The sequence below is a fragment of the Micromonospora radicis genome, from assembly GCF_003583405.1.
Lineage (GTDB): Bacteria > Actinomycetota > Actinomycetes > Mycobacteriales > Micromonosporaceae > Micromonospora > Micromonospora radicis.
The window spans coordinates 55,787-81,434 of the sequence record NZ_QXEC01000011.1 but is presented as its reverse complement, the minus strand read 5'-3'; the positions used below and the strand labels follow the sequence as shown (position 1 = coordinate 81,434).

Below are 25,648 nucleotides of genomic sequence, written 5' to 3'. Positions count from 1 at the left end.
CCCGGCCTCCGCGCGGCGGGACGTCAGGCGCGGGGGAGCAGTCCCGGCGGGTACTCCATGCCGTCGTGGGTGCAGGCCGCCGCGGCGACCCGGGCGGCGTACCCGGCGGCCTCGGCCCAGGTGGCGCCGCGGAGACGGGCCGCGACGAGCCCGGCGGCGAAGGCGTCCCCGGCACCGTTGGTGTCGACCACCGGACCGGGCGGGGTGGCGGCCGGTATCCGGGTCACGGTGCCACCGAGGTGCAGGTCCGCGCCGTCGGCGCCGCGGGTCACCAGCACCGGGCGGGGGGCCGCCGCGGCCGCCACCGCCGCCGCCCGGTCACCCAACGCCACGCCGCTGACCAGCACCAGCTCGGCGACCTCGGCGAACGGGCGGTGGTACGGGTGGTGCCCGTCCCAGTCGTGCAGGTCGGTGGAGCTGCCCACGCCCTCGGCCAGCATCCCACCCAGCTCCGGCAGCAGCTCCCGGACCCAGTTCATGATCGACAGGTGGACGTGGGTGGCCTGCCGGACCAGCGGTGCCAGGTGCGCCGCCGAGAACGGCGCGGGGCCGGCGCCGGGGCGGGGGTCGTACAGCGACATCCGCCGTCCGGTGGGATCGACCAGGTTCACCGAGCGGCGGGTACCGGCGGGCTCGTCGGCCAGCACGGCGTGCACCCCGGTGCGGCTCAGCGCGGCCCGGACCACGTCACCGGCCGGGTCCGCGCCGACGGTGTCGACCACCGCCACCCGCAACCCGAGCGCGTGCGCGGCGAGCACCGTGCCGGCGCCGGTGTTGCCGACCCGCAGCTCGATGGGGTCGACGGTGACCGAGTCGACCACCGGCAGCGGTAGCGCCGGCACCCGGACCCGGACATCCACCCCGAGCCCGCCGATCACCAACAGGTCGTACATGGCGCCGACGGTAGTCCGCCGGCTGCGCCTATCCTGACCCCGGGTGCCGACCGGGCTCGACCGTGGGCGCCTGCCGGAGAGGGGAGGGGTGGGTGCTGGTCGTCCACGGGATGTGGCTGCCCGGCCGGGGACTTGCCGTCTGGGGCGAGGACACCACCCTGCCGCCGCAGGCCCCGCGCCGTCCCGGCCGCCCGCCCCGGGAGCGCCCGCATCCGTTCGCCGCCACCCATGCCACCCTGGCCGCCGTCCTGGCCGAGGCCGCCGAACCGGCGGCGGCCGACACCGCGCTGCTCACCCTGCCCACCCGCGCCGGATCACCGGTCGACTCGCCGGAACTGGTCCGGACCACCGTCGAGGCACCGGCCCGTGGCCCGGTCACCCTGGCCGGCTGGCGGGTGCCCGTCCTCGCGTACGCCCCGGACGCGGCGCTGGCACTGCTGCGTACCCTCGACGGGCTGACCGCCGCGCCCGGCGCGACGCTGCGGCACCTGGCCGAACTGGCCGGCTTCGCCGCCGACCTGGCCGGTCGAGGCCGGGTCCTGCCCGGGCTGGCCGACCCCGCTGGTGGCCGCGGTCGTCCGGACCAGCGGGCGTACGCCCGCGCCGTGTGGCGGCCGTTGCTCACCGGCACCGACGCGGCCTGGGCCCGGGCGCTCGCCCTGGCCCTGCCGCCGGCCGCCCGGGCGGCGGTCGCCGCGGACGTGCCGGGGCTGCTGGTCGGCGACGCGCTCGACGCGCTCACCGACGCGGCGGTACGGGCGTCGCTGCCCGACGCCACCCTGGCGCGCGGGGTACGGCGCGACGGCGCGGTGGCGGCCTGGCTCGGCGCGCTGACCGGGCCGCAGCGGGAGTTCAGCGCGGAGCCGGCGGCGCTGGAACTGCTCCGCGGCGAACTGGACGCCTGGCAGCGCGACGCCGCGGGCGGGGCGGTCCGGGCCGGCTTCCGGCTGGTCGAACCGCCGGCCGAGGAGATCGACGAGGCGCCGACCGGGGTTCCCGCCGGGCCCGCGGCGGCGGTGCCGGTCGAGGGCACCTGGCGGCTGGAGTTCGGGCTGCACGCGGCCGACGAGCCGGGCCTGCACGTCGACGCCGGCCAGGTGTGGCGCGGCGCGGGCCTGCCGACGGTCGACAGCCCGCAGGAGACCCTGCTGGCCGAGCTGGGCCGGGCCAGCCGGCTCTGGCCCGAACTGGACACGGCGCTGCGTACCGCGACGCCCGAGGCGTTGGAGTTGGACGTCGAGGGTGCCCACCGTTTCCTGCGCGAGGGCGCCCCGATGCTGCACGCGGCCGGGTTCACCGTGCTGCTGCCGTCGTGGTGGCGGCGGCCCTCGGCACGGCTCGGCGCGCGGCTGCGAGCCGGCTCCCGCACCGCGCCCGGCACGGTCACCGGCTCCGGCGACCGGGTCGGACTCGACGCCCTGGTCGACTACCGCTGGGAGCTGGCCCTGGGCGACCAGCCGCTGACCGAAGACGAGTTGGCCCGGCTGGCCGAGTTGAAGACGCCGCTGGTGCGGTTGCGTGGTCGCTGGGTCGAGCTGGACCCGAAACGGCTGGCGGCGGGCCTGCGCCTGCTGCGCTCCAGCGGCGAACTGACCGTGGCCGACCTGCTCCGGCTGGGCCTGGCCGACGCCGAGCAGCCGGACGCCCTGCCGGTGCTGGAGGTCAGCGCCGACGGCGCGCTGGGCGACCTGCTCGCCGGGTCGGTGGAGCGGCGACTCACGCCGCTGGACCCGCCGCCGTCGTTCCACGGCACGCTGCGGCCGTACCAGCGACGGGGGCTGGCCTGGTTGACGTTCCTCCAGTCGCTCGGACTGGGCGGCGTACTCGCCGACGACATGGGACTGGGCAAGACGGTGCAGCTGCTGGCGCTGCTCGCCGCGGACCCACCGGCGGCGGGGCCGACCCTGCTGGTCTGCCCGATGTCGCTGGTCGGCAACTGGCAGCGGGAGGCGGACCGGTTCACCCCGAAGCTGCGGGTGCACGTGCACCACGGCGCGCAGCGGGCCCGGGGCGACGACGTCGGTGCCGTCGCGCAGGACGCGGACCTGGTGCTCACCACGTACTCGGTGGCGGCGCGGGACGCGGTGGACCTGGCCGGGGTGGACTGGCACCGGGTGGTGCTGGACGAGGCGCAGGCGATCAAGAACGCCGCCACCCGGCAGGCCGAGGCGGTCCGTACGCTGCCCGCCCGGCACCGCATCGCGGTGACCGGTACGCCGGTGGAGAACCGCCTGGCCGACCTCTGGTCCATCATGCAGTTCGCCAACCCGGGGCTGCTCGGCCCGGCGGCGACGTTCCGCAAGCGGTTCGCCGAGCCGATCGAGCGGCACGGCGACACCGAGACCGCCGAACGGCTGCGCCGGATCACCGGTCCGTTCGTGCTGCGTCGACTCAAGACCGACTCGTCGATCATCTCCGACCTGCCGGAGAAGTTGGAGATGGAGGTGGTCTGCAACCTCACCGCCGAGCAGGCCGCGCTCTACCGGGTGGTGGTCGACGACATGCTGGCCCGCATCGAGTCCAGCGACGGCATCGAACGGCGCGGCCTGGTGCTGGCCACCATGACCCGGCTCAAGCAGGTCTGCAACCATCCCGCGCAGTTGCTGCGTGACGGATCCCCGTTGGACGGCCGCTCCGGCAAGCTGGCCCGGCTGACGGAGATCCTCGACGAGGTCCTCGCGGCGGGCGAGAAGGCCCTGCTGTTCACCCAGTACGCGGAGTTCGGCGGGATGCTGCGCGGCCACCTGTCGGCCCGGTTCGGCCGCGAGGTGCTGTTCCTGCACGGCGGGGTCGGCAAGGCCGACCGGGACGAGATGGTGTCCCGGTTCCAGTCGGACGACGGCCCGGCGTTGTTCGTGCTCTCCCTCAAGGCCGGTGGCACCGGGCTGACCCTGACCGCCGCCAACCACGTGGTGCACGTCGACCGGTGGTGGAACCCGGCGGTGGAGGACCAGGCCACCGACCGGGCGTTCCGCATCGGCCAGCGTCGCCGGGTGCAGGTACGCAAGTTCGTCTGCGCGGGCACGGTGGAGGAGAAGGTCGCCGCCCTGATCGCCGAGAAGCGGGGCCTGGCCGCCTCGGTGGTCGGCACCGGCGAGCAGTGGATCACGGAACTGTCCACCACCCAGCTGCGCGAGTTGTTCACCCTCGAAGCCGGGGCGGTGGCCGAATGACCAGCCCGACCAGCGGTGGCGGGCGGGGTCGGTTCGCCGACTACGGCCCGCCGCGTCGGGTCGACGGCGGGCTGCGCGCCCGCAGCACCCGGGGCGCCATCGGGGTGTCCTGGTGGTCCCGCCGATTCCTGGAGGTGCTGGAGTCGTTCGCGCTCGGCACCCGGCTGACCCGTGGCCGGTCGTACGCCCGCGCGGGTCAGGTGGTACGCCTCGACGTCGCACCGGGCGTGGTGAGCGCGGCGGTGCAGGGCTCCCGGCCCCGTCCGTACCAGGTCCACATCGAACTGCCCCGGTTCCCGCCGCAGCTGTGGCAACGGATCGAGGCGGACCTGGCCGCGCAGGCGTTCTTCAGCGCCCGGCTGCTCGCCGGTGACCTGCCGGCGGAGCTGGAGGAGCTGTTCGTCGCCGCCGGTGCGCCCCTGTTCCCGGCCACCGTGACGGAGCTGGAACAGCGTTGCTCGTGCCCGGACGCCGCGGTGCCGTGCAAACACCTCGCGGCCACCTTCTACCTGCTCGCCGAGGCGTTCGACGCGGACCCGTTCGCCCTGCTGCACTGGCGCGGGCGCAGCCGCGCGGAGCTGCTCGACCGGCTACGCGAACTGCGTACCGGCCAGCCGGCCGCCGTCGCGCCACCCGTACCCCGGGTCGCCGACGCACCGACCGGACCGACCGACCAGCCACCCGGCGGGCGGCCCGCCGAGGGCAGTCCCGCCGCCGGTGCGGCGGGTGTCCTCGCCGACCTGCCCGTGGCGCCACTGGCCGAGGCGGTGGACCGGTTCTGGTTGCCGCCGGTGCCGCTCCCGGACCGCCCACCCAGCCTGGCCAGTCGTCCGGACCTGCTGCTGCGACAGCTCGGCGCACCCGCACCGGCGATCGGCGGGCCAGGTCTGGTGGAACGGCTGCGCCAGGCGTACCGGCAACTCGGACGGTGACCCGGTGGCCCAGTGGCCGGCGCCGGTCACAACCAGCGTTGCCGGAACCGCCACATCAGTGCCGCGTTGGCCAGCAGCACCGCGGCGAAGATCGCCCCGGTCAGCCGTCCGAACGCCACGGTGGCCGCCGGCAGTGCCGCCCACAGCACGATGGTCAAGAGCAGCAGCCACCGGCCGTGTCGGCCCCGGGCCCGGTTGTCGAGCCGGGCGAAGAACGCCGGATCGCTCTCCCGTAGGTTCCGGGTGATCTGCTCGAATCTGCGCTGATCCTCTTTGCTGAGCATGTGCCTTCCCCTCACAACGTTCAGCAACGGTGCGGCGGAATACCCACTGCGGTCCCGGCTAACGCGCTCCCGCTGCTGCTACTTTGGCCGGCGGGTGGGCGAGTCGGCGCACCGGCGTCTTCGGCGGTTGAGCGGCGCCTTATCCGGGCCTTAAGTTTCCCTGTGTGGCCGAACCCCGGCCGTGGTGGCCGCGCGGGTGGGAATGTCGTCAGCGTGCGGCGGCGGCGGTGGAACTGCCTGGTCGCGCAGTACGTACCCGAACCGGCCGGTAGCTCCGCGAGTCCCATTCGTGTTGAGCGGCGTCTTAAGTGCCCCCAGCGGCGCCCGCCGACCCGCCTTGTAGCGGTAGGGGCGGCTGGCTACCTTCCCGTGCAACCCCCTCAGGCAACAGTCGTCGCACCTCACGGGCCCCGCACGGTCGTGAGTTCGGCGCTCGGTAGAAAACGGGACCGCTGTATGGCCGACCAGCATGTGCCACCACGTCGCACCGGGGACGACCGCGGTTGGGACGGAAGCCGGCACGCCGGCACCGCCCCACACCAACCGCAGCCGTACCCCGGCCCGCACCCGCACCAGCCCGACCCCGCCGGCCACCCCGGCCAGCCGGTACCGGCCGGCGCCCGCCCGCAGTGGATCGGCCCGGACGGCTACGGTGCCCCGTCAGCCGCACCGGTCGGCGGTGTACTGCCCGATCTGGACGGTGACGACGAGGGTCGGGGCCGGCGGACCGGCCGTCGCGGTGCCCTCGCCGCCGTCGGCGGCGCCGCCGCGGTGTTCGCCGGAGGCGCCGCGCTGGCGATGAGCCCGCAACTGCGCGGCCTCCTGCCCGGCCAGGCGACGCAGGCCGGTGACGCCACCGGCGTGACCACCACCGACGGTACGCCGGCCCGCCCGAGCGGGCAGCGGCCCAGCACGGTACGCACCTACACCGAGCAGAACGAGAGCTACATGGGCTCCCGGGCCGGTGCGGCCCTGAAGCGCAACGCCCCCAAGGGCGGCAGGGTCCACTCCGGTCCGGCCGCCGCCGCGGCCGACACCAAGGTCACCGTGAAGACGGTGCTGGCCAAGGATCCGGCGCTGCACCTGGCCCGCCGGCTGACCTTCGGCCCGACCTCCGCCGTGCTCGCCCAGATCAAGGAACGGGGCATCGACGGCTGGGTACGCTGGCAGCTGGAGCCGGAGAAGATCGCCCCCAGCAAGGCGGAGCTGAAGCTCGCCGAACTGCCCACCCTCAGCCTCAGCACCCAGCAGCTACGCGAGCAGCGCGACCAGCTCAACGAGCGCGGCGCCCAGCCGGAACGCGAGATGGTGGACGCCACTATCGCCCGGCAGATCTGGTCGGACCGGCAGCTGTTCGAGGTGATGGTCGACTTCTGGAACGACTTCCTGCACGTCGCCGCCGAGTTCGACGGCGGCGAGGTCTACCGCAACTCGTTCGACCAGGACGTGATCCGCAAGCACGCGCTGGGCAGCTACCCGGAGATGCTGCTCGCCGCCAACAAGCACCCGGCGCTGCTGCTCTACCTCAACCAGGTCGACTCCCGCGCCGACGCGGTCAACGAGAACCTGGCCCGGGAGAACCTGGAGCTGTACTCGGTCGGTGTCGACGGCGGCTACACCGAGGCCGACGTACGGCAGGCCGCCCTGTTGCAGACCGGCCGGGGAGTCCAGGACGGCAGGTACGTCTTCCGCCCCGAGCGGCACTACGTCGGCAAGGTGAAGATCCTCGACTTCACCCACGCCAACAACTCGGCCGACCCGAAGAAGGCCGAGGCGGCCATCGACGCGTACCTCGCGCACATCGCGTTGCACCCGTCCACCGCCAAGTACGTGGCGCAGAACCTGGCCGTCCGGTTCGTCTCGGACACCCCGCCGAAGTCCCTGGTGGACCGGCTGGCCAAGACGTACTCCGCGAACAAGGGCCGGATCAAGCCGGTGCTGCTGACGCTGTTCAGCTCCTCCGAGTTCTGGGCCGGGGTCGGCCAGAAGGTACGCCGCCCGCTGGAGTACCTGGTCGCCACCTACCGCACGCTCGGCGTCTCGCCGGAGGCCGCCGCGAACCACGACAACGGCGACAACCAGCGCACCCCGTTCGCCCGCGGGCTCCGCCAGATCCACGACAAGCTGCGCGAACTCGGTCACTACCCGATGGGCCAGCCGACCCCCGACGGCTACCCGGACGTCTACGTCGCCTGGACCTCGGCCGGCACGATGGTCAACGGCTGGAACGAGGCCCACGAGCTGCTCGCCGCGTACCGCACCGCGTTCACCTTCACCCGGGCCGAGAAGCTGGTGGCCGACCCGCCGGCCACCGCCGGGGCGTACGTGGACGCGCTGGCCCGGCGGCTGGTGCGGCAGAAGCTCACGGACAAGGAGCGGGCGTTGGTCCTCGGCGTGGTCGGCGTCTCCGCCGGTACCCGGGTCGACGCGACGTTCAACGGGGCCGTCACCGCCGTCGCGCGGGCGATCCTCGCATCCCCCCAGCACCACCTCCGGTGAGGCAGCCGATGGAGAAGACTGTGTACTCGTACCCCCTGCACCCCGAATGCCCCGACGTGCGGCGGCTGGCCGACAACCCGGCCGAGGCGCTGCTGCGGGCCGAGGCGGACATCGTGGCCGCCGAGAACGCCGCCGAGACCGACCGCTACCGGCGACTGGAGGAGCTGGAGGAGGCCCAGCAGGACGGCCGGGGGGTGACCCGGCGGACCTTCGTCGCCGGTGCCGCCGCCACCGCCACCGCCCTGGCCACCGCCCAGTTCGTGACCACCTCGGCGTCGTTCGCGGCGACCAAGACCGGCACCCTGATCCACGTCTTCCTCTACGGCGGACTGGACGGCCTGAGCCTGATCGCCCCGAACGACGACCCGGTGCTCGACCGGGCCCGGCCGGACCTGCTGCTGCCCGACGACTCGCTGGCCGTGGGGCGTGGCTTCAAACTCACCAGCGCCTTCCAACCGCTGGAACCGTGGCTGCGCGCCGGCCAACTCGGCTTCGTCCCCGGCGTCTCCGACCAGCGGCTGTCCCGCAGCCACTTCCAGGCCGCCGACGCCTGCAACCTGGGCGGCCTGCCCGGTGAGACCGGCGGACGCGGCTGGCTGGACAGCCTGGTCGACGTCCTCGGCAAGGGCACCGCCTTCCGTAGCGTCGGCATCGGCAGCACCCTGCCCCGGTCGCTGGTCGGCAACAACGGCGCGATCTCCCTGAACAGCGTCGGCTCGCTGCGGCTGGCCGGCGACGACCGGTACCGGGAGGCCACCGAGAAGGCCATCCGGGGTCTGTTCACCGGGATCAACCACCCGGTCGAGGAGTCGGTGCACGCGGGACTCGGCGCGCTCGCCACCGCCCGCAAGATCTCCGCCGAGCCGTACCGGGCCGCCGAGGGGGTCGAGTACCGGGGCGTCGGTTTCGCCTTCCAACAGCTCGCGCAACTGATCAAGGGCGGGGCGAACGTCCGGGTCGCCACCGTCGGGATGGGCGGCTACGACACCCACGAGAACCAGGGCACCCGTGACGGCGGCCAGTTGTACCGGCGGCTCAACGAGCTGGCCGCGGCGATGGCGGCGTTCTTCACCGACCTCGGTGACCGCGCCGCCGATGTCACGATCATGGTCTCCAGCGAGTTCGGCCGGCGGGTCGCCTCCAACAGCGGCGGCACCGACCACGGGCACGGCGGGGTGGTCACCGTCCTGTCCGGACGCAAGCTCGCCGGCTCCCTGCTCGGCACCTGGAACGGGCTGAACACCCTGGACTCCGGCGACGTACCCGAGTACAACAACATGTTCAACGTCTACGGATCCGTCGCGCAGGGCCGCTTCGGGCTGACCAACGCGGAGGTGGACAAGATCTTCCCCCGGATGAAGTACGCCCCGATGAAGCTGTACGCGTGACGTACCCCGGCACGTACTCCGAGCGCCGGCCCGGGCACCCGCAGCCCCGGGCCGGCGCTCGGCCACCGGCGCCGCCGCCGCTACCGGTGGCACCGCGCCGCGGACCCGGCGTCCGGCGCACCCTGACCACCCTCTTCCTGACCGGCTTGGTCGCCAGCGTGCTGCCCTGGTGGCTGGACACCCCGGCCGGCTCGCTGACCGGCACCACCGCGATGACCACCGCCGCCGGGCAGATCACCGGTCTGCTCGCCGGCTACCTGCTGCTGGTGCAGGTGCTGATGATGAGCCGGCTGCCGGTCCTGGAACGCGCCGTCGGCGGTGAGCGGATCGCCCGCTGGCACCGCGACCTCGGGGCCACCCTGCTGGTCGCGGTGCTCGCGCACACCGCCCTGATCCTGGTCGGCTACGCCGGCCTGGAGGGTCGTTCACCGCTGGGCCAGGCCGGGGTGATGCTGCGCGAGTACCAGGACATGGTCTCCGCGTTCGCCGCCGCCGGCCTGCTGGTGCTGGTCGGGCTGACAAGTGTCCGGACCATCCGGCGGGCCCTGCCGTACGAGCTGTGGCACGCCACCCACCTGGCCGGGTACGCGGTGCTGCTGCTGGGCTTCGCCCACCAGTTCAGCAACGGCTCGCAGCTGTTCCGCCCCGGCCCGGTGCGGACCGGATGGATCGCCGGCTACCTGCTGGTGATCGCCGCCCTGGCCTGGGGCCGGCTGATCGCCCCGCTGGTGTTCAACCTGCGGCACCGGCTGCGGGTCGCCGACGTGGTCGCGGAGAGCCCGGACACCGTCTCGATCTACCTGACCGGCCGGCGACTGGACCGACTTGAGATGCTCGGCGGGCAGTTCTTCCGCTGGCGCTTCCTCGCCCGGGGCTGCTGGTGGCAGTCCCACCCGTTCTCGGTCTCCGCCGCCGCCAACGGCCGCTGGCTGCGGCTGACCGTCAAGATGGTCGGTGCGTACACCCGCGACCTGCGCGACCTCGACCCGGGCGTCCGGGTCTGGGCGGTCGGGCCGTCGGGCACCTTCACCGCCGCCCACCGCACCCGCGAGCGGGCCCTGCTGATCGCCGGGGGCAGCGGCATCACCCCGCTGCGGGCGATGCTCGAGGAACTGCCGCCCGGCGCCGCGCTGATCTACCGTGCCCGGACCCCGGTCGACGTGCTGCTGCACCGGGAACTGGACTGGCTGGCCCAGGCCCGCGGCGTGCGGGTCTGGTACGTCGTCGGCTCCCGCCGCGACCCCGGCCCGCGCCAGGTGATGACCCCGGACGGGCTGCGCCGGCTGGTGCCGGACCTCACCCGCCGCGACGTCTACCTGTGCGGCCCACCCGGGTTGGTCGAGCAGTGCCGGCAGCTGCTGCGGCACAGCGGCGTACCCCGCCGTCAGATCCACCTCGCCACCTTCGAACTGTGAGAGGGACCGTCACATGCGCCGCGCGCTCGTCGCGATCACCGGACTGGCCGCCAGCACCACCGCATTGGTCGTGCTCAAGGCCGCGCCGGGCACCAGCCAGGTCGCCCAGGACGTGCCCGCCGGGCAGCCGCCGGCCGCCACCGGGGCCGCCGAGGACGAGGAGACCTCGCCGGACGCTACGGCTGCGCCCGCCACCGGCAAACCGAAGGCCACCAAGTCGGCCCGTCCGCAAGGCAGCGCCAGCGCCACGCCGAGCCGGACCGCTTCGGGCGGCGCCACCCGGACACCGTCGGCGCCCCGGACCACCACGGCCGCACCGCAGCCCACCGCCCGCACCGTGACCGGCCCGGTGGTGTCCAACGAGTTCGGCAACGTGCAGGTGCAGATCACCGTCTCCGGCAGCCGGATCGTCAACGCGGTGGCGTTGGAACTGCCGGAGAAGACCGCCCAGTCCGTCCAGCGCAGCGGCGAGGTGGACAGCCGCTACAGCGGCACCGGGGGCATGGTGGTGGCCCGGCAGGGCGCCGACCTGGACACCGTGTCGGGGGCGACCGCGACCAGCCGGTCGTACCAGCAGTCGTTGCAGGCCGCGATCGACCGGGCCCGCGGATGAGCACGTCGACCGTACTGCGACCCGGGCTACGCCGGGTCGAACAGATCATGGGTACGCCGATCAGCCTGGACATCGCCGACGACCTGCCGGCGGGCCAGCTGGACACGCTGGCCGACGAGACGTTCGCCTGGCTGCGCGAGGTGGACGCCCGGTTCAGCACCTACCGGCCGGACAGCGAGGTGTGCCGCTTCGACCGGGGCGAACTGCTGCTCTCCGAGGCGTCGACGGACCTGCGCCGGGTGTTGGCCCGCTGCGCCGACCTGTGGGACGCCACTGACGGCTTCTTCGACGCGTACGCCACCGGCGGGCTCGACCCGTCCGGCTACGTCAAGGGCTGGGCCGCGCAGGTGGCCTCGGACCGGCTGCTCGCCGCGGGTTCGGCCAACCACTGCCTCAACGCCGGTGGCGACGTGCGGCTGCGGGGCCGTTCGTCGTCCGGCCAGCCGTGGCGGGTCGGCGTACGCCATCCGTGGGATCCGTCGGCGGTCTGCCTGGTGCTGGCCGGCACCGACCTGGCGGTCGCCACCTCCGGCGTCTACGAGCGCGGCCACCACGTCCGCGACCCCCGCCGCGGAACGCCCGCCCGCGGTCTGCGGTCGGTGACCGTGGTCGGGCCCGACCTCGGGCTGGCCGACGCGTACGCGACCGCCGCCCTGGCCATGGGCGTGGCCGGCATCGGCTGGCTGGACCGGCTGCCGGGGCACCGGCACGCGGTGGTCACCGACGCCGCGCACTGCCTGCACTCCACCGACCTGCCGCTGGCCGACTGAGCCGATGCCGACCGCCGCCGGTGTTCGAACCCGGTCAGGGCCAGCGCGTCGGCCGGTGGTTGATCGCCGGCCGCGAACCGAGCGGTCGGGGTCGGCCGGGCCGGGCGCCCGGCGGCCGGGTGGCGGCCCACCGGCGGCCGGGCCGCTGGCGCCGCGGCGGCTCGGCGCCGTTCGGATGGTAGGTGGTGTCGTCGGTGGACATCGGACCCCCGCTCCCGGCGCGGACGCGCCGTCATGGTGTGCAACGAGCGCCTGCCGTCCGGCGTCGCTGTCCGATCCCCATCAGGCGTCGCGCCGGGCACCGTCGGCGGGCACCGGCGGGCTCATCTGCCCCGACGGGGCAGCGGCAGGTGGCCGGGCACCAGGGCGGGGGTCAGCGTGATCCCGGTGGCGCGCAGCGCGTCGATAAGCGTGTTCTGCACGAGGTACGCGTCCGGAAGCTGCCAGCGGGCCTGCTCCGGCGCGACCGCCCAGCGGACCGGCCCCTCGGGCAGGCGGGTGGGCGGCGCCGGGATCCACGAACCGGGGCCGTGCCGGACCACCTGGAAACAGTGTTCCAGCTCGGGACGCAGCGGGTCGCCGGGCCGGACCAGGAACATCCAGCGCCCGGTCGGGGTGACCAGCACCGGGCCGCGTACGCCCGGACCGGCGGGATGGGCCCCGACCGCGTCGAGCACCCGGCGGCCCAGGTCGGCGGGGACCTCCAGCACGTCGAAGGAGCGCCCGGTGGGCAGCAGTACGCCGTGTGGCCGGGACCGCCACCAGGTCGCCACCCGGGCCGGGTCGGCGCTGGCGGCGTGCTCCCAGTCCTCCAGGGCGGGGTGGCAGCCGATGGTCGGGCAACCGGCTCGGCCGCAGACGAAGCGGCTACGCGCCAGGCAGGCGCCGGGGGTCACCTCCCAGCCGTGCATCGCGTACCGCACCGCGACCCGGCGCAGCCGTACCCGTTCCAACGGCGACAGTTGTGCCACGCGCGGTCCGACGTTCCCCCACATTGGTGCCATCTCCCCTCGCCGGACCGACCGGTACGGCTTTCATGTCGAACACCGTCACTGTGCTGGCCCGCGATCGTTCTTCTGACAAAGTGGCTGATGCAAGTTGCACGAAAGCTATGAGGACTGGCCGTACGGCTGACGCACAACCAGTGCGACCAGCGGAAACCTGAGATACGGACGGACCGTCGCGCCCGCGGAACGGCCCCCGGCCCCCGGCCAGGGCTCCAGCAAGGGGAGGACTGGGGAATGGACGAACTACCCATCGGGCGGCGGGTGGCGTACTGGCGCGGGCGACGCAAGATGTCGCAGCAGGTCTTCGCCGACCGGTTGGGCAAGTCCAAGAGCTGGGTCGACAAGGTCGAGCGCGGCGTGCGCCGACTGGACAAGTTCTCCGTGCTCTACGAGATCGCCGACATCCTCCAGATGGACGTGCAACTGCTGCTCGGCAAGGATCCGGAGCGGCGCACCGACACCCTCAACTGCATCGACCAGTTCGAGGTCGAGGAGATCCGAGCCGCCCTGGAGCGGTACGACTCGATCAGCGCGTACTTCGACGCGGCACCGTGCCCACCGCCGCTGGCGGACATGAGCAAGGCCGTCACCCACGCCTGGCTGACCTACCAGTACGGCCGCTACGGCATGCTCACCCGCGCCCTGCCCAAGTTGCTGCGCGACGCCCAGGCCGCCGACGCCGCGTACGACGGCGACCAGGCCGAACGCGCCGCCCATCTGCTCGGGCAGGTCTACCAGATCGCCTCCTCGGTGCTGCGCAAGCTGGGCGAGTGCGAACTGGCCTGGCTGGCCGCCGACCGCTCCATCGCGGTCGCCCAACGCGCCAACGACCCGCTGCTCGCCGGCGTCGCCACCACCCGGGTCTGCAACGCCCTGGTCGCGATGGGCCGGGCCCGCCCGGCGCTGGAACTGAACGTCACCATCGCCAACCGGCTCGCCCCCGGCGGCCGCAACGACACCCGCCCCGAGCGGATCTCGGTCTACGGCATGCTGCTGTTGCAGGGTGCCATGGCCGCCTCCCGGATCGGCGACACCGCCACGGTCGAGGACCTGCTCAACGGCGCCCAGGCGGCGGCGGACGAACTCGGCGCCGACCTGAACCACTACTGGACCTCGTTCGGGCCCACCAACGTCCAGCTGCACCGGGCCGCCGCGGCCGTCGAGCTGGGCGACGGCGGGCGTGCCGTCGAGGTGCACCAGCAGAAACTCCAGAACGGGCACTTCGACGCGCTGCTGCCCGAGCGCCGGGCACACCACCTGCTCGACCTGGCCCGGGGATACACCCAGATCGGCGACGTGGCCAACGCCGGTGAGATGCTGCTGCGCGGCGACCGGCTCGCCCCGTCCGAGATCCGCTGCCGGCCGATCGCCCACGTGGTGATGTCGGACGTCCTACGTCGCACACGTGGTGCGCCGCCTTCGCTGATCGCAGAGTTGGCTGAGCACATGGGAGTAGGAGTATGACTTCGGGGCCGGTCTGATGACCGGTTCGCACCGCCAGGACGGGCACCGTGAGGTGCTGTACATCATCGCCTGCGGTTCGCCGCTGGCCCGAGACGTCGGCCGGCTCGTGGAGCTGGCCCAACAGGACGGCTGGGACGTCTGCGTGATCACCACGCCGGACGGCGCCAAGTTCGTCGACCGCACCAAGTTGGCCCGGCAGACCGGGTACCCGGTGCGTACGCACTACAAGAACCCGGGTGACCCGGACGTGCTGCCGTCCGCCGACGCCATCGTCGTCTGCCCGGCAACCGTCAACACGGTCAACAAGTGGGCGGCCGGGATCACCGACACCCTCGCCCTCGGGCTGTTGATCGAGGCGCAGGGCAGGGGCGTACCACTGGTCGCCGTGCCGTACACAAACGCCGCGATGGCCGCCCACCCCGCCTTCCGGGCGGGCATCGCCAGGTTGGCCGAGTGGGGAGTACACGTGCTCTTCGGTGACGACGTCTTCCCACTGCATCCGCCCGGCACCGGGGAGCGACACCAGCACGCCTTCCCCTGGGCGCTGCCGCTGACCGCGCTGCGCGACCAGCTCTGCCGGACGGGGTGAGGCAGCTCTGCCGGACCGGGGTGAAGGCAGCGTCGCCGGAACCTCTCGCCCCGGGCCGTGGCGGTCGCCGCGGCCCGGGCACCGTTCCCACCGACGCCCAGCTGACGCCGCCCTGTCGGCCGGGTGACGTCCCGCGACGCGGCCGACGCCGGTAAGCTGGCCCGCCGTGAGCACAACTGCAGCCGTGCCGACCGTCGCCGACGTGGTGGCCGAGCTGGAGCGGCACTACCCACCGACGTGGGCCGAGGAGTGGGACCGGGTCGGCCTGGTGCTCGGTGAGCCGTGCGTCCCCGTACGCCGGGTTCTCTGCGTCGTCGACGTGGTCCCCGAAACGGTCGCCGAGGCGCTGACCGCCGACGTCGACATGATCATTGCTCACCATCCGTTGCTGCTGCGGGGCGTCTCCTCGGTGGCGCCCACCACGTACAAAGGGCGGATCATCCATCAGCTGATCAAGGCCGACATCGCCCTGTACGTCGCGCACACCAACGCCGACGTGGCCAGCCCGGGCGTCTCCGACGCCCTCGCCGGCCGCCTCGGGCTCACCGACCTGCGCCCCCTGCAACCCTCCCGACCGGGCACCCCCGCCGCCGGTGCCGGCCGGGGCGCGGGCCGCGTCGGCCGGCTGCCGCAGCCGATGACCCTCACCGAACTGGCCCGGCACGCCGCCGCCGCGCTTCCGGCCACCACGATCGGGGTACGCGCTGCCGGTGACCCGCAGCGCACCGTGCGTACCCTCGCCGTCTGCGGCGGGGCGGGGGACAGTTTCCTGGCCGACGCCACCGCCGCCGGAGTCGACGCGTACCTCACCTCCGACCTGCGCCACCACGCGGCCGGCGAACACCTCGCCACCGGCGGCCCGGCGCTGCTCGACGCCACCCACTGGGCCACCGAGCGACCCTGGCTGGACGACCTGGCCGAGCTGCTGCGGTCCGCGCCCGGCGTCGAGGCACTGGTGTCCGACCTGGACACCGATCCGTGGACCGTGCACGCCGCCTCACCCGCAGCGGGCGATCCCGCCGTGGACGAACCCGTAGCGGACGACAAGGAGCCCCGACCGTGAAGGCTGACCCCAAGGTCCAGCGCCGCCTGCTCGACCTCCAGGCGATCGACACCGCCCTCGCCCAGCTGGCCCACCGCCGCCGGTCCCTGCCGGAGCGCGCCGAGCTGGAATCCCTCGCCCGGGAACTGTCCGCCCTCGAGGACGAGCGGGTCCGGGCCCAGGTGGCCGTCGACGACCTGGACCGGGACATCGCCCGGCTGGAGAAGGACGTCGACCAGGTCCGGGCACGCAAGACCAAGAACGAGGACCGGTTGGCCGCCGGCACCGGCCCGGCCCGCGAACTGGAGGCACTGCAACACGAACTGGTCTCGCTCAACCGCCGGCAGAGCGACCTGGAGGACGCCGAGCTGGAGTTGATGGAACAGCGGGAGACCGCCCAGTCGGTGCTGGACGGGGTGGAACAGCGGCTCGCCGAGGCCCGCGAGCGGCGGGCCGTCACCGAGCAGCGCCGCGACGACAGCCTCGCCGAGATCGGCCGCGAGGAGGAGTTCAAGCGGTCGGCACGCCAGCCGCTCGCCAACGACCTCCCCGCCGACCTGGTGCAGCTCTACGACCGGATCCGCACCGACACCGGGCTCGGCGCGGCCCTGCTCACCGCCGGCCGCTGCGGCGGCTGCCGGCTGGAACTCTCCGGCGCCGACCTGGCCCGGATCCGTAAGGCCGACGCCGACGAGGTGGTCCGCTGCGAGGACTGCCGCCGCATCATGGTCCGCACCAACGAGTCCGGGCTGTAGCCGTGGCACCGCGTACCGTCCTGATCGAGGCCGACGGGGGCTCCCGGGGCAACCCGGGCCCCGCCGGGTACGGCGCGGTGGTCCGCGACCCGGAGACCGGTGCGGTACTGGCCGAACGCAGCGCGGCAATCGGCACCGCGACCAACAACGTGGCCGAGTACCAGGGCCTGATCGCCGGCCTGTCCGCCGCCGCCGAACTGGGTGCCACCGAGGTCGAGGTCCGGATGGACTCCAAGCTGGTGGTCGAGCAGATGAGCGGCCGTTGGCAGATCAAGCACCCGGGCCTGCGCCCGCTCGCCGCCCAGGCGGCCCAACTGGTCGGTCGGTTCGGCGTCGTCCGGTTCAACTGGATCCCCCGCGAGCGCAACACCCACGCCGACGCCCTCGCCAACGCCGCGATGGACGCCGCCGCGGCCGCCGGCGTCGCCACCCCCACCGTCGAGCCGCCGCGGATGGTCGAGCCCCCGCGCGAACTGGGTGGCCCGCAAGCCGCCGGTGGCGGCGCGAAGCAGGTCGTTGCCCGTACTGAGACCCCCGGCGCCGACCTGAGCAGCGCCCCGGTCTCCTGGGAGCCCCGGCCCACCTTCACCGCCACCCGGCTGATCCTCGTCCGGCACGGCGAGACCGAGTACACCGAGCAGGGCCGCTACTCCGGCCGCGGCGACATCGCCCTGTCGGCGAAGGGGCAGGCCCAGGTCCGGGCCACCGCCGCCCGGGTCGCCGCGCTCGCCCCCGAGGCCGCCGCCGTCGTCAGCTCACCGTTGTCCCGCTGTACGGCGACCGCCGAGGCCATCGCCGCCGCCATCGGTGACCTGCCGGTACGCCGCGACGACGACCTGATCGAGTGCGACTTCGGCGCCTGGGAGGGCCGTACCTTCGCCGAGGTACGCGAACAATGGGCCGGTGAACTCGACGCCTGGCTCGCCTCCACCCGGGTCGCCCCACCCGACGGCGAGTCGTTCACCGAGGTCGCCGACCGCTGTACGCGGGTGGTCGAGCGGCTACTGGAGGCGTACCCCGGCCAGACCGTCGTGCTCGTCTCGCACGTCTCACCGATCAAGCTGATGCTGCGTGACGCCCTCGCCGCCCCCGACACCTTCCTGCACCGCCTCTACCTCGACGCGGCCGGCATCTCACTGCTCGACCGCTGGCCCGACGGTGGCATAGCCGTCCGCTCCATCAACGAAACCGCCCACCTGACCCACCTCTAGCCACCCTTCCCCGCCGCCCTGCCCACGCCTGCTCCGCCGCCGTGCCGTCGATCATGGAGTTCTGGTCGCCGTTATGCGCCCTTCATCCCTCTTTGTGGCGACCGGAAGTCCATGATCGATGAAGTCCGCGTGGGCATGGCAATAGAGGCAGAAGCCGTGTCGTTAGGATGAGTGCGCGACGGACGAGTCGACCGGGCGGTCGCGTCGACGGGCAGCAGCCCGCCGCCGAGGAACGTCCGGACTCCACAGGGCAGGGTGGTTGCTAACGGCAACCCGGGGCGACCCGCGGGACAGTGCCACAGAAAACAGACCGCCGGCCCCACCGGGGACGGTAAGGGTGAAACGGTGGAGTAAGAGCCCACCAGCACCCCGGGTGACCGGGGTGGCTCGGTAAACCCCACCCGGAGCAAGGCCAAGTAGGGCCGTCACCGCATGATGACGGCCTGCGCAGACGCTTGAGGGTGGCCCGCCCGATGTCTGCGGGTAGGCCGCAGGAGCCTGCCGGCGACGGTAGGCCGAGATGGATGGCCGCCGCCGGTGCGAACCTCCCGAGGTACGCACCGCGCACAGAATCCGGCGTACAGGTCGACTCGTCCGTCGCCCACCAGCTCAGGGCCACGATCAAGGCTCTGAGCTGACTCTATGTTGGGGTGTCGATGGTCGTTCATGGTCAACATTGGGCGGCGTTTGACGGCCCGTCGACGGCCCAGGAGCGCATCAGTTGATCTCGTGCGGCGGCGGTCTGGTGGACTCGGTGACGGCCTGGTCCTCGTCGACGTGGGCGACGGTGGGGAGTTGGTCGGGCGCCTCCTGGCGTTGGATCTGATGCCGAGAGCCGGTGACACGGCGGCAAGCCAGTCCCGGGGTTGGACTGGCGCGGCAGCCGGAAGCCCCGACCACGCGACCGGGTCGAGCTGTCGGCTTCCGCCACGGCCTCGCTGGGCTGGCTCCTGATGTGCTGGGGGGCGGTGTCCCGGCGGTTCTCGGTGGCTGACCGCCGGCCGGGCTTCCCGTCCCGCACCGCGCGGAGCGCGGTGCCTTGATCCAGAACAGAGCAAATCGGCAGTGACTTCGAGATTCCGACATGGACAAGTGACGTGAACACCAACCAACGGGGCGTCAGACTCCCGATGTCTGTCGGCCAGCGTAGGCTGCATCCGGATACACAAGGGGAGGGCATAGCGTGCCGTCAGTCGCCGTCAATGATGCTGTCGCTCGGTTGGCTTCGAGGACCATGATCCGCACCGAGGCGGACTTGCAAGCGGACATCTACCTTCTTTTAACGTCAGGAGAGCTGGCGCTAGATCCTAGCCAAGTCGCCCGTCTAGAGGTCCCGACTGGAGACGGCACCCGTCGACGACTTGACGTTGAAGTAGGACATTGTGTAATCGAGGTAAAAAAGGATTTAAGAAATCCTAACCTGCGTCATGATGCTGAGATTCAGCTTGCGGGCTACGTTGAGGCCCAGATGCGGCGTCTGGGAACACGGTATGTTGGAATCCTGACTGATGGCACGACCTGGCACCTCTATCGCCTCGTGTCGAGCGGCTTGGCGCAGGTGGCAGATCTTCAGATATCTAGCGCCGCTGACGCAGAACGTTTGCTCACGTGGCTCGAAGCAGTGCTAGCGACTCACGAAGCTGTCAAGCCTACTCCGGAAGCTATTCAGCGCAAACTGGGGTCCTCTTCTCCCGCCTATCTACTGGACCATGCCTCCCTCGCTGCCCTGTATGAGCAAGCTGCCTCTATTCCTGAGGTTGAACTCAAGCGCCAACTTTGGTCCAAGCTGCTGCGCACTGCGTTCGGTAAATCGTTTAGTAACGATCAGAATCTTTTTGTCGACCATACGCTTCTAGTTTTGACTGCTGAGATTATTGCTCACGCTGTCGTCGGATTTGATGTCTCGGCAGCAGGGGACCTTACCCCAGCCTCTCTGGCGCAAGGGGTGGAGTTTTCCGGTTCTCAGATTTATGGGGCAGTTGAAGCAGACTTCTTTGATTGGGTGCTGCATGTTGAGGGCGGTACTGAGTTCGTCCAACAGCTGGCGGACCGTATTGCCAGGTTCGACTGGAATCACGTAGAACACGATGTGCTGAAGGTCCTTTACGAGGAGATCATCCCCCAGCAGGAGCGCGCAAGCCTGGGCGAATACTACACGCCAGACTGGTTGGCGGAAAGAGTTGTCTCAGCGGCGGTCACTGACCCGTTAAACCAGCGAGTTCTGGATCCGTCCTGTGGCTCTGGCACATTCCTCTTTCACGCGGTCAGAGCCTACCTGGCTGCATGCGAAAATGCCGGGGTGGGGAATGCGGAGGCTGTTTCTGGTTTAGTGCAACGAGTCTACGGCATCGATGTTCATCCTGTGGCTGTCACTCTTGCGCGCGTTACCTATCTTCTGGCAATCGGTCGAGAGCGCCTTGCTGATCCGAATCGTCGGGCGATTTCGATTCCTGTCTACTTGGGTGACTCCCTTCAGTGGGAGCAAAGGCGGGATTTGCTGAACAGTATCGATGAGGTGCGCATTTCTACTACTGGCGACGAGTTGGTCGAAGGGGGAGGAGGGCTGCTCTATAGTGATGATCTCGTCTTTCCTCGTAGAGTGCTTCAAGACGCAGGGAACTTCGACCGGCTAGTTGACGCCATGTCGGAAAAAGTTCTTGCCAAGTCGAACAGGAAGAATGCTGAACTGATTGCTCCTGTTCTCCGACAGTTCGGTGTGCATCCTGATGATGCCAAGGTGCTGACGAGTACCTTCGATACAATGCGTCAGCTTCATTCCGTCGGCAAAAACCATATTTGGGGATACTACGCCCGGAACCTAATTCGTCCTCTATGGTTGTCGGAATTGGATAACCAAGTCGACGTGTTGCTGGGAAATCCTCCCTGGCTGCGTTACTCGAAGATGACCCCTGGAATGCAAGAGCGGTACAAGAGTATGTCTGGGGAGAGAGGCCTGCTGACCGGAGGGCTTGGCGCGTCAAGCCGGGATTTATCCACGCTGTTTGTAGCTAGAGCGGTAGAGCTGTACCTGAAACCATCAGGGCGTCTCGCCTTTGTTATGCCCCACGGCGTTCTTACCCGCAAACCACATGATGGCTTTAGGTCTGGCCGGTGGGGAGGCGATGTGGCCGTCCAGTTCGCAGAGCCTTGGGATCTGTCGAAGGCCCCTACGGGATTCCCCATGGTTTCCTGCGTCATTCAGGGTGAATACCGACCCGCAGCACCTCGCCGTATGCCCGCGAAGGCTTTGGCTTGGTCTTCGCGAAGCCGTAACCCTAATATGACTTGGTCCGTCGCCAAGGGTGGATTCACCACGTACGACGTGGCCCTATCTGTTCTCGGAAGTGATCAGCTTCCTCCTGTATCACCATACAAGCGTCGCTTCCGGCAAGGCGCGGTCCTAGCGCCACGCGCTCTACTTTTCGTTGAAGAGCGCCCCTCCAAGCCAATTGGATTCGGGGCCGGCCGCATTGCTGTTCAAGCTCGTCGGACTTCCGGCGAGAAAGAGCCATGGAAGTATGTGCGAACTCTGCGGCAGACGATCGAGCGATCGTTCGTTAGGAGAGTGCATCTCGGAGAAACGATGCTTCCATTCCGGATGCTTGAATCTCTCAAAGCTGTTCTGCCGCTGGGCAGTAAGGGGATTCTCGATGCGGAGAAGGTAGAGGACTATCCGGGTCTAAACTCGTGGTGGCTCGAAGCTGAGGAACTGTGGCAGGAGAACAAAGTTAGGAGCGATAGTTCGACTTTGCTTCAACGAATTGACTTTCATGGCCAGCTCAGCGCCCAGATTCCCGCAAGCACTCATCGTGTCGTTTATAGCAAGGCTGCCAATAAGACTGCGGCTGCGCGGCTAGACGATCCCCATGCCGTTATCGATCATAAGCTGTATTGGGCGGCCGTGAGTGGGATTTCCGAGGCTCGTTACGTTGCGGCGATTCTAAACTCAGAGACCACCCGCGAAAGGGTTGAGCCCTATCAAGCTTTAGGTCTTTTCGGTGGCAGGGATATCGACAAAAACATCTTTGCGATCCCAATTCCGACCTTTGATGAATCGGAGGAATCTCATTTGGAGTTGGTAGCTCTGGCGAGGCAGGCTGAAGAACTTGCGGCGGCGGTCGACTTGAGCTCTGTGTCTGACTTCAAGCGGGCCCGCAAGGTTGTTAGGGATGAGCTGACACGGTCGGGGGTTTCCCGGGAGATTGATGCTGTGGTTGCCAGGGTAATTCCAGTGCTGGAACTATAGGTTAGTTGGTGAAGCACTCGCCTGGATGCTTGTAGGTAAGCCGACACCGTTTCCCGTGGAGGAGTTTCATTCCGCACTTGACGCGATGGTTCTTGTTCTGTTCGTCCTCATGGCTTACGGTCGCTTCGCTCTCGTCGATGGCGGGTGCGAACGATAGAATCTCGCTGACGAGGTCCGCGAACTTGATTGCCTCGTCGAAGGTTGACGCGCTGAACGGGTTTCCCGGGTGACTGGTGAATACGTCAAGGTGCTCGACGCGGACGACCAACTCACGGCCGGTGCCCTCGCCCGGGACAACGCCGCCTTCGAGGCGCATCCGCACATCGGCTGGACGACTTCCCGCGTCCTGGACCTGATGCCCGACGGGTCAACCATCGGATGGGACAAAGACCCAGACGGCGGCCCTATCAGCCGCGGCGCCGTCCTGGCCTTCTGGCAAGCCAACGGCTACCGCGCCCAGGTCCACCCCGCGACACTGTGCATCCGCCGGGATCTGCTCCTGGCGCTCGGCGGCTGGATGGCCCTGCCGGCCTCCGAGGACACCGGCCTACTCCTGGCGGCCAGCGCAGTCAGCGCGGGCTACTTCGCGCGCGAACACGGCCTGCTCTACCGCAAATGGCCCGGCCAAGTCACCAGCCAAGCCGCCCGCCGCGCACCGGTCGAGTACGAAGGCCGCATGAGAATCATCGAGGCCAGAGCCGAAGCCTTGGCCTCGATGCTCCCGAATGGGCTGCCGGTCACTCCTGCGATTTAGCCTCATGCTTCGGTACTCCATGAGTACGCTGGCGCTCCTTCATTTCTGCGAAGTAAGCGTGTCGCCAAATATCGCCGCTGTGACAGTTAGCTGCAACGACAGAATCTGGTGTTGAGTTTGAATTCTCGCCAGGATTTCTTCCCGTAGTGCCGAAAACTCTGCCAGCGGTCCATCCAATCCAGATTCGATGCCTCTGCCCTGTGCTCTCGCGTCCATGGCGCAATCGTAGGCATCGGTGGCAAAGAAGATCTTCAGGTTGGATCCTGATGGGATGAAGCTAGATATACAGGTTTCTACGGAATGTCCGACAAGGCAGGACTGGCGACCCGTGGCCCTGCGGTCAGGCAGGGGTGGAACTGCTCGCCGACTACGCGGGGGTGTCGTCGTGAGCTGGCCGTCGACCTGGCCGACCTGACTCGGATCTGCCCGGACCCCCCGACCCGGTGGCTGCGTACGGCAGGTTTCTGGGATGGCTGCGCCGCGTGCCGCGCGTGTAACCAGCCGTGCCGGATAGGTTGCCGCAACGCTAAGTCAGCAGCGCTGGTCGTAACTCGCCGCCCGCTTGATTGTGCCCACCTGGGGACTGGCAGGGTCGTAGACGTCGATGCTGTTGTTGCGGCGCATCAGGTCCCGGAGCGGCGGCGGGAGTCGGGGCGGGTCGCTCGACGTCGCGGAATTTGCTGGTCAGGCGGGCTACCGTCAAAATCCGTCGTTGTGGCGAACTGCGCCGGCAGCTGGCGTAGTGTGTGCATGTTGCACACCTGTCGTCATCATCCCGTGTTGGCGGCACAGGGGCTTCGCGGCGGTCACGCCTACAGTCGCGACGGCGGGCCGGTGCACGGCCCGGCGTCCCCCACGGAGGGTGCTGTTTATGCCGGGAGGCCACCAGGGCGCCCTCGCTGAGCGCAGAGCTGCCGTTCTGTCGCGGCTCGTGCTGCTCTTTGCCCAAGGTCGGGATCTGGTCGAGCTCGCCGACGATGCGGTACAGCTCGTCGCCCGGGAAACAGGTGCTGCAGCAGTCTTCGTGTACCTGTGGGACGAAGATGAGGAGCGGCTGGTGCTCAGAGTCGCGACCCCGGGACCGCAGCAGACCGGCGTCGGGGAGATTCGCCTCCGGCTGGGGGAAGGAATAACCGGCTGGGCGGCACTGCGTCGCAGGTCGGTGATCATCGATCGGGACCTGCAGGAGGATCCGCGGTTCATCGGGTTCGACGAGATCGAGGAGGAGGAGTTTCGCTCTATTCTCGCGGTTCCGATTGCCGACGAGCAGAGCCGGTTGCGTGGCGTTTTCGCGTTGTATTCGAAGGACGAGGCCGCGTTCGGCGAGGATGAGCTGGCCATCGCTGTTGAGGTGGGGCGCCTGCTGGCGACGGGTCTGCTGCGGGCCGAGACGGTAGCAGACCTGAACCGTCAGTCGGCGGCTGCGCATTTTCTCCTGGACTTCCCATCCGTGGCGCGGACTGCGCTGGTGCCGTGTCTGCAGTTCGCCGCCCGACGCCTGCTGGACCTTCTTGACATCGATGTATGCATGCTCGAGTACATCAGCCGCCGGGAGAGTGGGGCAACACCGATCATTTTCGCGTTTCGTTCCGTCGATGGCGACAATCGAGTCTGGTCCACTCACTCGCGGGTGGCCGCGCAGTCGAGTATCGACCAGAACTGCGCAGGGCTCGAGAATTCTTCCGTCGCGATAGGCATGGGAGCCTCGCACGGCGTCCTGTCCTGTTACCGGCGGGCGCGATTCCGGGCCCGCGACTTCGAACGGATGAGCGTGCTCGCCACGCAGCTGGGGGTGCTGCTCGAAGCGGTGGACCTCAACTCGGTGGGCTCATCGCTGGCGACCCGGCTGCGACTCACCCAGGACGACGCGGAAGCCGCGCGGATCCTCAGCGAGCTGAATGTAGAAGGACCGGTGTGCCCCGTGGTGGTGCGGGTGCACAGCGTACGCGGGGACTGGGAGACGGTGAGCAGAAGTCTGAAGGACACCCTCGCTTCGGTGGCTGGTGCTCGCGGGATCGTCCTGCTCCACTCGACCTGGGGCATGGTGCTGGTGGACGCGCCCGGTGGCCGGGTGTCGGCTGACTTCAGCGTGCGTCTACTCAAGGCACTGCAGCGACTCTCCGACGAAACCGGGCTGCGCGCGTCGGTGGGGATGGGAAGCGTCTCGCCCACGCCCGCCCAGATCCGTCAGTCGATCAACCACGCGCGCCAGGCGCTGGACTGGACGGAGGCGTATGGGCGTGGCCTGCCGGTCACGCTCGCGTCATACGCGGAGATCCGCGACGTACTTCCGTTGGTCGAGGTGGTGAGTTCGATGGCGCCGAAGATCGCTGAGACTGCTCGGGCTCTCGATCCGCTGGTGCGGTACGACGTGGCGCAGGGATCCCACCTGGTCCGCACGCTTGCGGTGCTCGCCAGCTGTGGGGGATCGGTGAACGAGGCTGCCGTCCGGCTCGTCATCCACCGCAACACGCTGCGCCAGCGTATGCAGAGAATCGAGCAGCTGCTGGGGCTGTCGCTCGATGCCACGACAGACTGGCCGGTGCTCGGCCTGTCGACACGCGTCGCGGCGATTCGTGTCGACAAGGTTCGTGCCGCCAGCCGCAGATGAGT

At 70.1% G+C, this 25,648-nt stretch carries 19 protein-coding genes and 1 other RNA gene; 16 read left to right on the top strand and 4 right to left on the bottom strand.

Translation table 11 applies throughout. The features are described 5' to 3' along the window. Positions 1 to 23 precede the first annotated feature (23 nt). Entirely contained in the window at positions 24 to 893 is an 870-nt protein-coding gene (locus D2L64_RS13600; protein WP_119576075.1) for a carbohydrate kinase family protein, read from the bottom strand. A 92-nt stretch (positions 894 to 985) separates the two neighbouring features. On the opposite strand from D2L64_RS13600, the gene D2L64_RS13595 reads away from it, so the two are divergent. Both D2L64_RS13595 and D2L64_RS13590 read left to right on the top strand, forming a co-directional pair. Then, positions 986 to 4,066 carry a DEAD/DEAH box helicase gene (locus tag D2L64_RS13595; protein ID WP_119576072.1) on the top strand — a complete coding sequence of 1,027 codons (3,081 nt, stop codon included), beginning with the start codon at positions 986 to 988 and terminating at the stop codon, positions 4,064 to 4,066. Next, the gene (locus D2L64_RS13590) at positions 4,063 to 4,998 is read left to right on the top strand and encodes an SWIM zinc finger family protein (RefSeq protein ID WP_119576069.1); all 936 of its coding nucleotides are present in this window, start codon (positions 4,063 to 4,065) and stop codon (positions 4,996 to 4,998) included. Before D2L64_RS13595 ends, D2L64_RS13590 begins: the two co-directional genes overlap by 4 nt. Before the next feature lie 26 nt (positions 4,999 to 5,024). Here D2L64_RS13590 and D2L64_RS13585 read toward each other — a convergent pair whose 3' ends face one another. Next, positions 5,025 to 5,282: a DUF3040 domain-containing protein gene (locus tag D2L64_RS13585; RefSeq protein ID WP_119576066.1), complete on the bottom strand. Its 258-nt coding sequence runs from the start codon at positions 5,280 to 5,282 to the stop codon at positions 5,025 to 5,027. A gap of 456 nt (positions 5,283 to 5,738) precedes the next feature. Here D2L64_RS13585 and D2L64_RS13580 point away from each other — a divergent pair, with 456 nt between their 5' ends. From D2L64_RS13580 to D2L64_RS13560, 5 genes are read left to right on the top strand one after another with little or no spacing between them, the layout of a single operon-like run. Then, positions 5,739 to 7,781 (top strand): DUF1800 domain-containing protein, encoded by a 2,043-nt coding sequence (locus tag D2L64_RS13580; protein WP_119576063.1) that lies wholly within the window; start codon positions 5,739 to 5,741, stop codon positions 7,779 to 7,781. Between the two features lie 8 nt (positions 7,782 to 7,789). Then, on the top strand, positions 7,790 to 9,169 hold the full coding sequence (locus tag D2L64_RS13575) for a DUF1501 domain-containing protein (RefSeq protein ID WP_119576060.1): 1,380 nt from the start codon (positions 7,790 to 7,792) through the stop codon (positions 9,167 to 9,169). After that, positions 9,166 to 10,584, top strand: a complete 1,419-nt coding sequence (locus D2L64_RS13570) for a ferredoxin reductase family protein (protein ID WP_119576057.1) — start codon at positions 9,166 to 9,168, stop codon at positions 10,582 to 10,584. Before D2L64_RS13575 ends, D2L64_RS13570 begins: the two co-directional genes overlap by 4 nt. 13 nt (positions 10,585 to 10,597) lie before the next feature. Then, positions 10,598 to 11,197 carry an FMN-binding protein gene (locus tag D2L64_RS13565; RefSeq protein WP_119576054.1) on the top strand — a complete coding sequence of 200 codons (600 nt, stop codon included), beginning with the start codon at positions 10,598 to 10,600 and terminating at the stop codon, positions 11,195 to 11,197. Positions 11,198 to 11,244: 47 nt separating this feature from the next. Then, a complete protein-coding gene (locus tag D2L64_RS13560) occupies positions 11,245 to 11,967 on the top strand; it encodes an FAD:protein FMN transferase (RefSeq protein ID WP_119576343.1) in 723 nt (240 codons plus the stop codon). Between the two features lie 323 nt (positions 11,968 to 12,290). Here D2L64_RS13560 and D2L64_RS13555 read toward each other — a convergent pair whose 3' ends face one another. Further along, a complete protein-coding gene (locus D2L64_RS13555; RefSeq protein ID WP_119576051.1) occupies positions 12,291 to 12,962 on the bottom strand; it encodes a bifunctional DNA primase/polymerase in 672 nt (223 codons plus the stop codon). 246 nt (positions 12,963 to 13,208) lie between these two features. Here D2L64_RS13555 and D2L64_RS13550 point away from each other — a divergent pair, with 246 nt between their 5' ends. The 8 genes from D2L64_RS13550 to D2L64_RS13515 all read left to right on the top strand — a co-directional run bounded on the left by D2L64_RS13550 (position 13,209) and on the right by D2L64_RS13515 (position 23,035). Next, a complete protein-coding gene (locus D2L64_RS13550; protein ID WP_119576048.1) occupies positions 13,209 to 14,438 on the top strand; it encodes a helix-turn-helix domain-containing protein in 1,230 nt (409 codons plus the stop codon). Positions 14,439 to 14,454: 16 nt separating this feature from the next. Continuing rightward, positions 14,455 to 15,027 carry a flavoprotein gene (locus tag D2L64_RS13545; RefSeq protein ID WP_119576045.1) on the top strand — a complete coding sequence of 191 codons (573 nt, stop codon included), beginning with the start codon at positions 14,455 to 14,457 and terminating at the stop codon, positions 15,025 to 15,027. Between the two features lie 202 nt (positions 15,028 to 15,229). After that, the gene (locus D2L64_RS13540) at positions 15,230 to 16,090 is read left to right on the top strand and encodes a Nif3-like dinuclear metal center hexameric protein (protein WP_199714527.1); all 861 of its coding nucleotides are present in this window, start codon (positions 15,230 to 15,232) and stop codon (positions 16,088 to 16,090) included. Further along, entirely contained in the window at positions 16,087 to 16,824 is a 738-nt protein-coding gene (locus D2L64_RS13535) for a zinc ribbon domain-containing protein (protein ID WP_119576039.1), read from the top strand. Before D2L64_RS13540 ends, D2L64_RS13535 begins: the two co-directional genes overlap by 4 nt. A gap of 2 nt (positions 16,825 to 16,826) precedes the next feature. After that, entirely contained in the window at positions 16,827 to 18,035 is a 1,209-nt protein-coding gene (locus D2L64_RS13530) for a bifunctional RNase H/acid phosphatase (protein ID WP_119576036.1), read from the top strand. Between the two features lie 183 nt (positions 18,036 to 18,218). Continuing rightward, positions 18,219 to 18,632, top strand: an RNA gene (gene rnpB, locus D2L64_RS13525) — RNase P RNA component class A. A gap of 637 nt (positions 18,633 to 19,269) precedes the next feature. Continuing rightward, the gene (locus D2L64_RS13520; RefSeq protein WP_119576033.1) at positions 19,270 to 22,281 is read left to right on the top strand and encodes an N-6 DNA methylase; all 3,012 of its coding nucleotides are present in this window, start codon (positions 19,270 to 19,272) and stop codon (positions 22,279 to 22,281) included. A gap of 226 nt (positions 22,282 to 22,507) precedes the next feature. Beyond that, positions 22,508 to 23,035: a glycosyltransferase family protein gene (locus D2L64_RS13515; RefSeq protein WP_233558936.1), complete on the top strand. Its 528-nt coding sequence runs from the start codon at positions 22,508 to 22,510 to the stop codon at positions 23,033 to 23,035. A 39-nt stretch (positions 23,036 to 23,074) separates the two neighbouring features. Here D2L64_RS13515 and D2L64_RS27270 read toward each other — a convergent pair whose 3' ends face one another. Continuing rightward, positions 23,075 to 23,251 (bottom strand): hypothetical protein, encoded by a 177-nt coding sequence (locus tag D2L64_RS27270; protein ID WP_158603499.1) that lies wholly within the window; start codon positions 23,249 to 23,251, stop codon positions 23,075 to 23,077. A gap of 715 nt (positions 23,252 to 23,966) precedes the next feature. Here D2L64_RS27270 and D2L64_RS13510 point away from each other — a divergent pair. Then, positions 23,967 to 25,646: a helix-turn-helix domain-containing protein gene (locus D2L64_RS13510; protein ID WP_158603498.1), complete on the top strand. Its 1,680-nt coding sequence runs from the start codon at positions 23,967 to 23,969 to the stop codon at positions 25,644 to 25,646. Positions 25,647 to 25,648 lie beyond the last annotated feature (2 nt).

Coding starts and splice junctions, on each gene's coding strand:
- D2L64_RS13585 (WP_119576066.1), bottom strand. CDS start 5,282: ATGCTCAGCAAAGAGGATCAGCGCAGATTCGAGCAGATCACCCGGAAC.
- D2L64_RS13565 (WP_119576054.1), top strand. CDS start 10,598: ATGCGCCGCGCGCTCGTCGCGATCACCGGACTGGCCGCCAGCACCACC.
- D2L64_RS13590 (WP_119576069.1), top strand. CDS start 4,063: ATGACCAGCCCGACCAGCGGTGGCGGGCGGGGTCGGTTCGCCGACTAC.
- D2L64_RS13580 (WP_119576063.1), top strand. CDS start 5,739: ATGGCCGACCAGCATGTGCCACCACGTCGCACCGGGGACGACCGCGGT.
- D2L64_RS13545 (WP_119576045.1), top strand. CDS start 14,455: ATGACCGGTTCGCACCGCCAGGACGGGCACCGTGAGGTGCTGTACATC.
- D2L64_RS13575 (WP_119576060.1), top strand. CDS start 7,790: ATGGAGAAGACTGTGTACTCGTACCCCCTGCACCCCGAATGCCCCGAC.
- D2L64_RS13555 (WP_119576051.1), bottom strand. CDS start 12,962: ATGTGGGGGAACGTCGGACCGCGCGTGGCACAACTGTCGCCGTTGGAA.
- D2L64_RS13550 (WP_119576048.1), top strand. CDS start 13,209: ATGGACGAACTACCCATCGGGCGGCGGGTGGCGTACTGGCGCGGGCGA.
- D2L64_RS13560 (WP_119576343.1), top strand. CDS start 11,245: ATGGGTACGCCGATCAGCCTGGACATCGCCGACGACCTGCCGGCGGGC.
- D2L64_RS13520 (WP_119576033.1), top strand. CDS start 19,270: ATGATCCGCACCGAGGCGGACTTGCAAGCGGACATCTACCTTCTTTTA.
- D2L64_RS13600 (WP_119576075.1), bottom strand. CDS start 893: ATGTACGACCTGTTGGTGATCGGCGGGCTCGGGGTGGATGTCCGGGTC.
- D2L64_RS27270 (WP_158603499.1), bottom strand. CDS start 23,251: ATGGACGCGAGAGCACAGGGCAGAGGCATCGAATCTGGATTGGATGGA.